The 11,917-nt window shown below is 75.8% G+C and carries 9 protein-coding genes and 1 pseudogene; 5 read left to right on the forward strand and 5 right to left on the reverse strand.

The annotated features are described in order from the left end of the window. Positions 1 to 508 (reverse strand): annotated as a pseudogene (locus tag IE321_RS10425) (thiol reductant ABC exporter subunit CydD); the annotation flags it as partial. 77 nt (positions 509 to 585) lie between these two features. Beyond that, positions 586 to 2,235, reverse strand: coding sequence for a thiol reductant ABC exporter subunit CydD (gene cydD, locus IE321_RS10430; protein ID WP_229916366.1), 1,650 nt, complete (start codon positions 2,233 to 2,235; stop codon positions 586 to 588). A 327-nt stretch (positions 2,236 to 2,562) separates the two neighbouring features. Between cydD and IE321_RS10435 the strand changes: the two genes are divergently transcribed. From IE321_RS10435 to IE321_RS10450, 4 genes are all read left to right on the forward strand, one after another. Next, positions 2,563 to 3,504: a phosphotransferase enzyme family protein gene (locus IE321_RS10435; protein ID WP_190222596.1), complete on the forward strand. Its 942-nt coding sequence runs from the start codon at positions 2,563 to 2,565 to the stop codon at positions 3,502 to 3,504. Positions 3,505 to 3,795: 291 nt separating this feature from the next. Beyond that, entirely contained in the window at positions 3,796 to 5,169 is a 1,374-nt protein-coding gene (locus tag IE321_RS10440) for a glycosyltransferase 87 family protein (protein ID WP_190222597.1), read from the forward strand. Positions 5,170 to 5,180: 11 nt separating this feature from the next. Next, entirely contained in the window at positions 5,181 to 6,161 is a 981-nt protein-coding gene (locus IE321_RS10445) for an ATP-binding cassette domain-containing protein (protein ID WP_079021976.1), read from the forward strand. Continuing rightward, entirely contained in the window at positions 6,158 to 6,994 is an 837-nt protein-coding gene (locus tag IE321_RS10450; protein WP_190222598.1) for an ABC transporter permease, read from the forward strand. The genes IE321_RS10445 and IE321_RS10450 overlap by 4 nt, the downstream gene beginning before the upstream one ends. Positions 6,995 to 7,074: 80 nt before the next feature. On the opposite strand, the gene IE321_RS10455 is transcribed toward IE321_RS10450, so the two are convergent. The 3 genes from IE321_RS10455 to IE321_RS10465 all read right to left on the reverse strand — a co-directional run bounded on the left by IE321_RS10455 (position 7,075) and on the right by IE321_RS10465 (position 10,911). After that, complete coding sequence (locus IE321_RS10455) at positions 7,075 to 8,253, reverse strand: macrolide family glycosyltransferase (RefSeq protein ID WP_190222599.1); 1,179 nt, start codon at positions 8,251 to 8,253, stop codon at positions 7,075 to 7,077. Positions 8,254 to 8,537: 284 nt separating this feature from the next. Next, a complete protein-coding gene (locus IE321_RS10460) occupies positions 8,538 to 9,494 on the reverse strand; it encodes a cytochrome d ubiquinol oxidase subunit II (RefSeq protein WP_190222600.1) in 957 nt (318 codons plus the stop codon). A gap of 61 nt (positions 9,495 to 9,555) precedes the next feature. After that, positions 9,556 to 10,911 carry a cytochrome ubiquinol oxidase subunit I gene (locus IE321_RS10465; RefSeq protein WP_190222601.1) on the reverse strand — a complete coding sequence of 452 codons (1,356 nt, stop codon included), beginning with the start codon at positions 10,909 to 10,911 and terminating at the stop codon, positions 9,556 to 9,558. A 203-nt stretch (positions 10,912 to 11,114) separates the two neighbouring features. Here IE321_RS10465 and IE321_RS10470 point away from each other — a divergent pair, with 203 nt between their 5' ends. Next, the gene (locus IE321_RS10470) at positions 11,115 to 11,912 is read left to right on the forward strand and encodes a hypothetical protein (RefSeq protein WP_190222602.1); all 798 of its coding nucleotides are present in this window, start codon (positions 11,115 to 11,117) and stop codon (positions 11,910 to 11,912) included. Positions 11,913 to 11,917: the final 5 nt, after the last annotated feature.

The raw sequence follows: 11,917 nt of genomic DNA on the forward strand, positions 1-11,917 counted from the left end.
AGACCGGCAGCGCGGCCGTCAGCAGCCCCGCCGCGACCAGCGGCACGGCCGCCGGCAGCAGCCACACCGCGACGGCCAGCGCCCCGGTCTCGCCCGCCGCCGCGCCCACCGCCGGGAGCAGACACCGCACCAGCAGGTCCTGCACGGCGTCGCTGTCGCTGACCATCCGGCTCAGCAGGTCGCCGCCGCGGCGGACCGGCCCGGCGGGGGCCAGCGCCGCGAAGAGCCGCCCGCGCTCGGCGGCCTGGGCCCGCAGCGCCACGTCGTGTCCGGCCAGCCGCTCGCTGTACCGGAACACGCCCTTGAGCGTGGCGCAGGCGCGGACGGCGACGATCGCCACGCTGAGCGCGGACAGCGGCGGCTGCCCGGCCGCCCGTGTGATCAGCCAGGCCGCCGCAGCGGTCAGCCCGAGCCCGGTCCAGGTGGCGAGCGCCCCGCAGACCACCGCCCAGACGGTACGCCCCCGGTATCCGGCGTCCGACGCGCCGGGCTTCCTCGTCCGTGCCATGCCGCGGGCCTCCGTCGTCGGGATCGTGAGGGGAGTGGGGGTGGGAGCGGGGGTGGAAGTGGGGTCCTGGGGGTCGTTCACCGTGCGGCCCCCGCCGGGCGCGGACGCTCGTGCGGTGCGGCCGTCGTGCGGGTGTCGGAGACCACGCGGCCCTCGTGGAGCCGGATCACGCGGTCGGCGAGGGCGATCATCGCCGGACGGTGCGCCACGATCACCGCGGTGCGGCCGGCGGTGAGCGCGCGGGCGGCGGCGACCACGGCCCGTTCCGTCCCGGCGCCGAGCCGTGCCGTGGGCTCGTCCAGGAGCACGAGACCGGCGGGCGCGGCGCAGAACGCCCGCGCGAGGGCGACGCGTTGGCGCTGCCCGGCGGACAGTTCGGTGCCGCCCTCGCCGAGCCGCGTCCGGTGGCCCTCCGGCAGCCGGTCCAGGAACTCCTCCGCCTGCGCGGCGCGGACCGCCGCCCGCACTTCCGCCTCGCTCGCGTCCGGCGCCCCCAGCCGTACGTTGTCCGCCACCGTGCCCGCGAAGAGATGGGGCCGCTGCGGCACGTACAGCGGGCGTTCCCCGCCGGCCAGGCGCACGGTCCCCCGCTCGGGCGTCACGAAGCCCATGAGCAGGCGCAGCAGGGTGCTCTTCCCGGCACCGCTCTCGCCGACGAGCGCGACCCGCTCGCCGGGGGCGATCTCCAGGTCCAGGCCGTCCAACACGGCTGGCCCGGCCATGTGATGACGGACCGTCACCCCCAGGAGGGAGACGGCTGGCGCGGCGCCGTCCGTGGTGCGCTCCGGCGCCCTCTTCGCGGTCCCGGCACCGTCCTCGTCCTCGCGGTCCAGGACCTCGAACACCGCGTCCGCCGCCGTCACGCCCTCCATCGCCGCGTGGAACTGGGCGCCGAGCCGGCGCAGCGGCAGATACGCCTCGGGGGCCAGCAGCAGCACGAGGAGCGCCGTCGACAGGTCGAGCGTGCCCGACATCAGCCGCAGGCCGACCGGCACGGCGACCAGAGCCAGCGACAGGGACGCCGCCAGCTCCAGGACCAGGGAGGAGAGGAAGGCGACGCGCAGCGCCCGCATGGTCGCCGTCCGGTGCCCGTCCGCCATCCGGCCGATCACCTCGGCCTGGTGCCGGACCCGGCCGAAGGCCCGCAGCGTCGGCAGCCCGCGCACCACGTCGAGGAAGTGCCCGCCCAGCCGGGTCATCTCGCGCAGCTGCCGCTCCGTGGTCGCCTTGGTGTGCATGCCGACCAGCGCCCCGAAGAGCGGGATCAGCGGCAGTGTCATCAGGACCACGAGCGCGCTCGTCCAGTCGGCGCCCGCCAGCCGGATCAGCACGGCCAGCGGCACGACCGCGGCCACGGCCGCCGCCGGGAGGTAGCCCGTGAGGTACGCGTCGAGCGCGTCCAGGCCCCGCCCGGACAGCGCCACCAGCTCGCCCGAGCGCTCCTCGCTCCGGGCCGCCGCGCCCGGGCGGGCCAGCCGCGCCGCCAGCCGGTCCCGCAGCCCGTTCTTCACCGCGGACGCGGTGCGCGCGGCGGCGGCCGACTGCCCCCAGCCGAGCACGGCCCGGACGGCGACGACACCGGCGAGCACGGCCCACACGGCCTCCGCGTGCCGCCCGGAGAGCAGGCCCGCGAGGAGCTCCGCCTGGACGAGCACGAGCAGCCCGGCGAGGGCCGCGGCGGCCAGGCAGAGGGAGAGGTGGCGCAGCACGATGGGGGCGGAACGCACCGCCCCGAGCAGTCCTTTATGCATAGTGCGGCCACTCTCGCGCCCCCGGGTCGAGCGCGGCCCCAGCGTCGCTTGAGCGCCCCGTGCCGGACCGGAACCCCACGCGCCGCCCCGCCGGCCGCACCCGCCCCGCACCGGTCCCGCCGCCCGTCCCGTACGCGTACCGCCGTCCCGCCCCCGTACGCGTACCGCCGTCCTCGTCCCCGGTCCCGCACCCGCCCCGTACCGCCGCCCCCGCCCCCAGCACGCCTCCACGCCGCGTCCAGCGCCCCCGGGCAGGCTGCCGCCCCACGCGCGGGGCCCGCCCGTACCACCGGGGAGAGACACATGACGACCAGCCAAGCCACCACCACCACCGCCTCCACTCCCACCGCCGGGCTCACCGAGGCGGCGGCCCGTGCCACGCTGCGCGCCGCCTGCGCGGCGGCCGGGCTGGAACCGGCCGGCGCCCGCCTGCTGCGGCTCGGCGAGAACGCCGTCTTCGCGCTGGCCGGACGGCCGGTCGTGGTCCGGGTCTCCCGGGCCGCCGCGCTGCCCCGCGCCCGCCGCGAACTGGCCGTGGCCCGCTGGCTGGAGCGGGTCGGCTTCCCCGCCGTACGGGCGCTCCCCGACGTACCGGGACCGTCCCTCCTCGACGGCCGGGTCGTCACCTTCTGGCGCGAGCTGCCGGACCACGGCGGCACGGCGCCCTTCCCCGCGCTCGCCGAGGCCCTGCGAGGCCTGCACGAGCTGCCCGCCGAGGACGCGCCGCCGCTGCCCGCGCTCGACCCGGTCGCCGAGGTGGCCGGCCATCTGGCGCAGGCGGGTGGCGCCCCCGTGCCGGAGGCCGATCTGGAGTTCCTGCGGCAGCGGGTGACGGAGCTGCGCGAGGAGACCGCCGCGCTGCGCCCCGAGCTGCCCGCCGGGCCCGTGCACGGGGACGCGCACAAGGGCAACTACCTCCGGGCCGCGGACGGTTCGGCGATCCTGATCGATCTGGAGCACGTCGCCCACGGGCCGCGCGAGTGGGACCTCGCCACCGCCTTCGGCATCCCCTGCCGCGGCTTCGGCTGGCTCGGCGAGGACGACTACCGGCGGGCGGTCCGCGCGGTGGGCTTCGACGTGGTGGCGTGGCCCGGCTTCGACGTCCTGCTGCGCCTGCGCCTGACGGCCATGACGACCGCGCTGCTGCGCGACACGCCCCACGACCCGGCCGCGCGCGCGGAGTTCGCCCGCCGGGTCGCGACCCTCCGCGGCGGCACGGACGCCTCCGGCTGGCGCCGCGGCTGAGCGGCCCCGGCCGACGCGCGGGCCGCCCGTCCGGTTCCGGGACGGGACCGCGCCCGACCCGGGTTCCAGCGATCTTCCAGGGGCTGCCGAGGCGCCGCTGCGACGGTCGGGGGTGACAGCACGACGGCACCACGGATCCACCGCTCGACGGCACGGGTCCACCGCACGACACGACGGATCCACCGCTCGACGGCACGGATCCACCACACGACACCGCACGACAGACACCACCGCACCACCAGACACCGACCAGGCCAGAACCGGATACGGAAAACGGAAAGGGGAGCCGACGTGACCGCGGTCATCACCGACGAGGGCGTGCAGAGCGGCAAGGGAGGGGGTGGCGCGGCAGGCGGCGGCCGGTTCGCCGGACGCGCCGGGCTGGTGCTCGGCGTCATGCTGGGCGTCGCCCTCCTCAAGCTGGCCTGGCACGCCACCACCAGTTACGTGCTCCAGCCCCAGCTCGCCGAGTACTTCCTCGTCGACCTGGACATCTACCTCGACGCCACCGACCAGATGCTGGGCGGCGGCGAGCTGTACGACGCCGACCCGCCCTTCAACTACCCGCCGTTCGCGGCCTATCTGTTCATCCCCTTCGCCGTGGTGCCGCAGTGGCTCGCGGCCGGCGTCTGGTACGTCGCCAAGATGCTCTGCCTCCAGCTCCTGATCTTCTGGTACCTGGGCCGCCGGGGCACCCCGCTGCGCCGCCGACTGACGCTCGCCGCGGTCTGGGCCTTCCTGCTGTCGCTCGTCTTCGACGCGCTCCAGCACGACTTCTCGGCCGGCCAGGTCAACCTGCTGCTGATGGGCCTGGTCCTGTGGGACCTCTTCCGCGACCCGGGCGACACGGGCAGGGCCGCCCGCTGGCGCGGTGTCGGCACCGGTCTGGCCGCCGCGGTGAAGGTGGTGCCGGCGCTGTTCATCGTCCACCTCTTCCTGACCCGCCAGTACCGCACCGCCGCCGTCGCCACCGGCACCTTCCTCGCCACCGTGGCCGTCGGCTTCGCCACCCTGCCGCACTCCGCCTGGCGGTACTGGACGGAGGTCCTGTGGGCCTCGGAGCGGGTGCACGAGTTCCCCAGCAACGTCCTCAACCAGTCGCTGCGCGGCGTCGTCACCCGGGCCGTCGGGCTCGACTCCGACCCGCTGTGGCTGGCCTCCGCCGCCCTGGTGGCCATCGGCGGCCTCGCGCTCGCCGTCGGCCTGCACCGGCGCGGCCTGACGCTGGAGGCGCTGTGCGCCATCGGCGTCGTCATCCCGCTGGTCACCCCGCTGGCCTGGACGCACCACTGGGTCTGGGCGTTCCCTGCCACCCTGCTCGTCTACACCTGGGCGCGCGGCTCCTGGAAGCGCGTCACGGTCGCCGTCGTCGTCACCCTGCTGCTGCACGGCAAGGTCTACTTCCTCGCCAACATCGGGGTGAGGGACGACGACGACCTGTGGACGCACGTCGGCTCGCTCGAACTCGGCCCGGGGCAGCAGCTGCTGGCCTCCAGCGTCGTCAGCGGCGGCCTGGTCCTGCTCCTGCTGGGCGCCCTGGCCCTGCGCGCGGCGGCCCGGCGTCCCTCGGTGGACCCGGTGGCCGGCGCGCCGCGCCCCGCGCTCGTGGAGCAGAAGCCCCGGGGGGAGCGGACCCGGAAGAAGGCCCGGGAGGAGCGGGTGTGAGCACCGACCTGATGATCGAGGCCGACGGCCTCGGCGTGACCTTCGACGGCCGTCCCGCGCTGGACGGCGTCACCCTGGAGGTGCCCCGCGGCGGGGTGCTGGGCCTGCTCGGCCACAACGGCGCGGGCAAGACCACCCTCGTCCGCACCCTCACCACCGTCCTGCCCCCCACCTCGGGCAGCGCCCGGGTGGCCGGACTCGACGTGGTGCGGGAGGCGGCGGCCGTACGGCACCGGATCGGCGTCACCGGCCAGTTCGCCGGCGTCGACGACCGGCTCACCGGCACCGAGAACCTGGTCCTGGTGGCCCGGCTGCTCGGCGCCGGCCGGGCCGAGGCCCGCTCCCGGGCCGAGGAGCTGCTGCACGCCTTCGGGCTCACCGAGGCCGCCGGCCGCCGGGCCCGTACCTACTCCGGCGGCATGCGCCGCCGGCTCGACCTGGCGTGCAGCCTCCTCGGCCACCCCGAGGTCGTCTTCCTCGACGAGCCCACCACCGGCCTCGACCCGGCCGCCCGGCAGGCCCTGTGGGACCTGGTGGACGACCTCACCAGGGACGGCACGACCGTCCTGCTCACCACGCAGTACCTGGAGGAGGCCGACCGCCTCGCCGACCTCGTGACGGTGCTCTCCAAGGGCTCGGTCGTGGCGGCCGGCACGGCCGCCGCGCTCAAGGCCGAACTCGGCCACCGCACCGCCACCCTGACCCTCTCCCGCCCCCACGAGCTGCCCGAGGCCGTGGAGGCGGTGCGCCGGGCCGGGCTGCGGCCGGTCGCCGAGGACGGCCGGATCACCGCCCCGATCGGCGACACCACCGAGTTCTTCGCCCTGGTACGGGCCCTGGACGCGGCCGGGATCGCCCCGGACGGCCTCACCCTCCACGAGCCCTCGCTCGACGACGTGTACCTGGCTCTGGTCGGCCCGGACGCACGCCCCCCGGCCGCGCCCGACGCGTCCGGGAAGCCCGCGCCACTGAAGGAGGCCGCACCGGCATGACCACCCCCACCGCCGTCGTCGGCCACGCCCCCGCGGGGCGCCGGACCGCCCCGCTCTGGACGGGCTCCTCGCTCCTGACCCAGGTGGCCGTGCTCACCGGGCGGCTGCTGCGCTCGCTGCGGGACCCGCGGATGCTGGTGGTCAGCGTCATCCAGCCGTTGATCATGTTGGCGCTGTTCAGCCAGATGTTCCGCACCCTCGCCGACTCCCCGTACTTCCCGCAGGGCGTCCGCTACATCGACTACCTGCTCCCCGCGATCCTCGTCACGAGCACCGCCCAGGCCACCGTCTGGGCCGGGGTGGCGCTCGCCGACGACCTCCGCGAGGGGCTGGTGGGCCGGCTGCGCACGATGCCGGTCGACCTGCTCGCCCTGCTCGCCGCCCGCAGCCTGTACGCCGCCGTCCGCAACGGGCTCCAGCTGGTGGTCCTGGTGCTGGTGGGCGTGGCGCTCTTCGGCTACCGGCCGGCCGGCGGCCCGCTGGGGGCCTTCGCCGCGCTGCTGGTCGCCCTGATCGTCAGCTGGGGGCTCTCCTGGGTCTTCCTCGGCCTCGGCGCGCGGGTGCGCAATCCCGAACTGCTCCAGACCATCGGCATGGTGGTGATCTTCCCGCTGGCCTTCGTGTCCAGCGCGTTCGTGCCGCTGGCCGGGCTCCCGGCCGCCGCCCGCGCGGTGGCCACGGCCAATCCGCTGACCCAGGCCGTGGAGGCGGCCCGCGGACTGTCGCTCGGTGAGCCCAGCGCCGGCTGGATCATCGCCGTCCTGCTGGCCAGCGCCCTGCTCGCGGTCGGCGGCGGGATCTGGGCCTCGTACGAGGTGCGCCGGGTGAGCTGACCCCCGTACCGGCACCCGAAAAGGTCCCGGCCCCCTCTCCTGGAGAGGGGGCCGGGACCTTTCGTCGTGCGCCCGGGGGCTCAGCCCACGACCAGCTTCTCCAGCTCGGCGGCGGCCGCGGCGGCGACGCCGACGGCACCGGGCGACCGGCCCAGCTCCGCGAGCGCCCGGCGCACCGCCGGGTCGGCGGCCGCGGTCTCCACCGCCGTCCGCAGGCCCTCCGCGTCGAGGGTGTCCGGGTCGACCCGGGTGCCGAGGCCCAGGAGCTCCACCTGGTCGGCCGTGATGGCGTGCTCCGGCGCGCGGGCCGCGACCACCATCGGCACCTCGTGCACCAGGGCCTCCATCACGCTGTTGGTGCCGCCGTGGGTGACGAACACGTCCGCCCGGCGCAGCACCTCCAGCTGCGGCACCGACTTGCGCACGACGAAGTGGTCGGGGAGCGCGGCGGCCGGCACCTCACGCTCGCCGGTGGCCAGCAGCACCTGCCAGCCGGCTCCGGAGAACGCCTCCCGGAGCGCCGCCAGCACCGCGTCCGTCAGCTCCACCACGGTGCCGAAGGAGACGTAGGCGAGCCGGCGGCCGTGCGGGACGGGCGGGCAGACCGTGCCCGCGGCCTCCTCGCGGAGCGAGGCGCCGATGAACCGGAACGGCTCGCCGAAGGTCTCGCCGGCCGGGTGGAAGGCGCGGGGCATGACGACGAGCACGACCTGCTCGTCCCGGGCGAACAGGTCCTGCGGGCGGACGTCGAGGCCGTGACGGGCGTTGATCCGCGCGATGACCTCGCCGGTCTCCCGGAAGCCGGACGCCAGGTGGTCCTTCATCGCCGCGTAGTGCCGGGTGCGCACCGGCGAGAAGTGCTCGTTGCCGACGTAGCTGCCGACCACCATCGCCGCCGGGCCGGGCCGCAGCCTGGCCAGCAGCCGGCCCCACACGCACGTCATGTCGTAGAGCACCGCGTCCGGCCGGTCCTCGTCGACCGCCGCCAGGACCTGCGGCAGGACGTCCTCCGCCTCGGCCGCCAGCCACATCGGGACCTTGGCGAAGCGCGCCACCGGGTCGGGCTCCCGGCGGTAGCCGTGCGCCTCGCGCAGCCGTATCGGCGACAGCCGGGCGCCCACGGACTCGACCTGGGCCCGGAACTCCTCCGGCAGGTGGTACGTCACGTGGTGGCCGCGGCCGATCAGCTCGGCGGCCATCGGAAGGGTCGGGTTGACGTGTCCCGCCATCGGGGACGGGAACATCGCGTACCTGGCCATGGATCAACTCTCCTCGGAGTGGGACGAACACGGGGAACGGTCGGGCGTGAGAGCAAGGGAGCAAAGGAGTGGGGGAGCAGGGGGAACGCGCGCCACGAAGGCGCGTGAGCGCGTGAGCGCGGTGGGGCGGGAACGCGTGAGCGCGGCGGCGCCTGCACCGGCCCGCGGCGGCCGCGCGGGAACGACGAGGGCCGCCCCTCGCACTGGGCGCGGGGCGGCCCGAGAGGGGTCCGGGACGGCGTACGGTCGGGGCGTGGCCCGAGCGGGACTCGGGCGTGGCCCGGTCAGAAGAAGGCGACGCTCCGCTGGTCGACCTTGCGGCGGAACAGCCACAGCACCCAGCCCTGCGCCAGCAGCACCACGGCCAGCGCGGGCAGCAGCAGCGAGGACAGCGGGTCGAGGACGTCGGCCGGGGCGGCCAGCTCGGTCAGCGCCGACGCCGCACCCGCGCCGACCGCCAGCAGGGGAGCGGGGGCGGCGAGCGCGCCGAGCGCGAAGCCGGGACCGTGCGCGACCCGGCCGGACAGCGAACCCGCGAAGAACGCGGCGACCGCCCCGGCGACGACGAGGAGCAGCCCGACCACCGGCGAGGTCACCCCGTCGGCGAAGGGCACGCCCGCCACCGCGGCGGCCAGCAGCAGCCCGGCCGCCGGCAGCGCCAGCCGCCTGGCCTCGGCGGCGGCCCGCCGGGACGGCTCGCCGGTGGTGCGGGCCGCGGTGAACGCGGCACCGTGCAGCGCGAGCAGCGCCACCATGGCGACCGCGCCGAGCAGCGGCAGGACGCCGAAGAGGGTGCCGAAGGAGACCTGGCCGGACACGGCCGGCAGCCCCTGCGCCAGATTGCCCAGGACCAGGCCCCAGCAGGCGGCGAAGCCCGCCGAGGCGCCGGCCAGGAGCCGCTCCCAGCGGCGCTGGGTCGCCTCCTCGGGACGCCGGGCGCGGAACCAGATCGAGGCGCTGCGCAGCACCCAGCAGCAGACCAGCACCACCAGGACCGGCCGGAAGGCGGTGAAGGCGCTCTTCTCCAGGTCCGGGTAGGCGGCGATGAGCACGCCCGCCGAGACCACCAGCCAGACCTCGCCGGCCAGGAAGTAGGGGCCGACGGCGGCCATCACGGTCCGGCGCTCGTCCGGGGTGTGGGCGACGCGGCGCAGGAGCATGCCGGTGCCGATCACGAAGCCGTCGAGCACGAACCATCCGCCGAGCATGAGCCCGAGCACGCAGAGCCAGAGGACGTCCATCGTCATTCCTTCTTGTTTCCGGGGCGGTGCGGCCGGGCCGCGCGCGGGTCGGGGCCGGGGGTCACAGCGGGGGCAGGGGGGAGAGCGCGTCGTCGCGCGCGGCGGTCCGCCGCGCGGATCCGTCCGGGTCTCCGTCCGCCGCGCCGCCCTCGGTGTCCCGGCCGGTGCCCGCCGGGTCGTCGGCGAGGGTCAGGCCCAGGAACATCCGGCCGGTGCCGCGCCGGACGGTGCGGGCGATCAGCACCCAGTCCACGACGGCCAGTGCCGCGAAGACGGTGACGAAGGCGATCAGCGAGAACAGCATCCCGCCGGCCGAGACGTCCGACAGGGCGTCCTTCACGGCGACCTCGCCGTAGACGGCCCACGGCTGACGGCCCATCTCCCGGATCAGCCAGCCGCAGAGCACGGCCACGAACGGCAGCGGGATCGTCCACACCAGGACGCGCAGCATCGTCCTCGTCCGCTCGATGCGGCGGCGGATGAAGAAGAAGGCGGCGACGACGCCGATCGTCCAGGCCAGGTAGCCGGCCATCTGCATGGTCGAGAAGGCGGTGCTCAGCCACTCCGGCGGAGCCCAGTCCCCCGGCCCGAGGAGCTTGGTCATCTCGGCCTGGTACGCGGCCAGCGCCTCGGCGTCGCCGTTGATCGCGGCCGACTTGCCCTCCTGGTCGCCGACGAAGGACAGCTGCGGGAAACCGTTCAGGACGGCCATCCAGACGCCGCCGATGCCGAGCGCGACGCCGCCGTGCAGCGAGCGCCGGAAGACCTCGGGGTCGGTGGTGCCGCGCAGGAAGTGCCAGGCGCTCGCGCCGGCGATCAGGAAGCCGCCGACGCCGATCGAGGCGGCGGTCAGGTGGTAGAGGGCGGGCAGCGCGCCGTCGTTGGTCAGCAGCGCGCCCAGGTCGGTCAGGTACATGGTGCCGTCCTCGCGCTTGGCGAAGCCGACCGGGTTCTGGAGGAACCCGTTGGTGACCATGATCCAGTACGCGGAGGCGTAGGCGGTGGCCGTCACGACGTAGAACGACAGCATGTGGGCCCAGCGCGGCAGCAGGTGCCAGCCGAAGATCCACAGGCCGAGGAAGGTGGACTCGACGAAGAAGGCGACGATCGTCTCCATCGCCAGGGTCGTGCCGAACACGTCGCCGGTCAGCCGGGACAGGCCGGTCCAGCTCAGCCCGAACTGGAACTCCATCACCAGGCCGGTGACGATGCCCAGCGCGTAGTTGATGACGTACACCTGACCCCAGAAGCGGGTCATCCGGTCGAAGACCGGGCGCAGGGCCGGTTTCCGGGTGAACACCGCCCGGCTGTTGATGTAGGCGAGGAAGGGCGCCAGGCCCAACGTCACCACGACGAAAGAGAAATGAAGGAACGCGGTCAGCGCGAACTGAAGCCGGCCCAGGTCTACGGCGGTCAAGGTCGCTCTCCTACAGGGCTTCGGAGGACGCCTCGGCGGTCGGCGCCCGGGCCATGATCGCCCCCGCCGGTCGAGTCCGGCTGGAGAACGGATGGATCCGCTTCCGTCCGCCGCCTGACGCCCCTTCCACCGCGCTCCCCCCTACTGGACGGGCACCGGCGGCAGCGCCGGTCGGCACGCCTGGACGAGGGGAGCCGCACCACATGGAAGAGCACCGCCCGGACCGCCCCGGCGGCCCGCAGGTCCCGCCCCGCGAAGCGCCCGCCGGGCCGTACGCCCCCCGGTGGGCGCAGCTCGCCGCCTCCCGGGGCCAGGGGGCCGACGCCGGCCGGCTGCGCGCCGCGCTCGCCGCGGCGAGCCGCGCGGCGGCCGCCGCCGTCACCCGCTGGACGGCGCTCGAACCCCGCGACTGGACCCTGCCCCCGCTCGACGGCCGGCGCTGCGGCGCCCCCGTGCCCGTCTCCGTACGCGGCTGGCTCGTCGGGCCCGACGGCACCGCCCAGCGCCTCGGCCCCACCTTCAACAACCTCTCCCGCACGACCGTGGAGGCCGCGGTCGCCGAGCTGGCCGGCCGGGTCGACCGGCACGCGCCCGCCGGGAGCCGCTGCGTCGTCGCAGCCCAGCGCTTCGTGCCCGCCGAGGCCACCGTCCTCGCCCACACCCTCCCCGACGCGCGCACCGTACGGCTGCGCATGTGCTGGGGACTGGCCGAACCCCTGGGCGACGGGCTGCACTTCGACACCTGCACCGTGCGCGACGGACAGCCGCCCGAGGACTACCGGGTCACCCTCAAGCCCACCGCCACCGCCGCCATGCCCGGCGGCACCGGGACCGTCGGCGTGCCGCCCCGGCTGCGCGGCCGCCCGGTCCTCTCCCCGGCCGCCGCCCTCGACTGCGCCCGCGCCGCGCTCGACGTGGCCGGCGCCGTCGGAGGCCCCTGCGACCTGGTCTTCTCGCTGACGGGCCCGGACCGCACCCTGCTGGACTGCCGTCCGCTGTGACGCTC

It is taken from the genome of Streptomyces hydrogenans (assembly GCF_014656075.1).
GTDB classification, from domain to species: domain Bacteria; phylum Actinomycetota; class Actinomycetes; order Streptomycetales; family Streptomycetaceae; genus Streptomyces; species Streptomyces hydrogenans.

Excerpts from the sequence above, each read along its gene's own strand:
- IE321_RS10435 (WP_190222596.1), top strand. The coding sequence starts at position 2,563 with ATGACGACCAGCCAAGCCACCACCACCACCGCCTCCACTCCCACCGCC.
- IE321_RS10450 (WP_190222598.1), top strand. The coding sequence starts at position 6,158 with ATGACCACCCCCACCGCCGTCGTCGGCCACGCCCCCGCGGGGCGCCGG.
- IE321_RS10455 (WP_190222599.1), bottom strand. The coding sequence starts at position 8,253 with ATGGCCAGGTACGCGATGTTCCCGTCCCCGATGGCGGGACACGTCAAC.
- IE321_RS10460 (WP_190222600.1), bottom strand. The coding sequence starts at position 9,494 with ATGGACGTCCTCTGGCTCTGCGTGCTCGGGCTCATGCTCGGCGGATGG.
- IE321_RS10445 (WP_079021976.1), top strand. The coding sequence starts at position 5,181 with ATGATCGAGGCCGACGGCCTCGGCGTGACCTTCGACGGCCGTCCCGCG.
- IE321_RS10470 (WP_190222602.1), top strand. The coding sequence starts at position 11,115 with ATGGAAGAGCACCGCCCGGACCGCCCCGGCGGCCCGCAGGTCCCGCCC.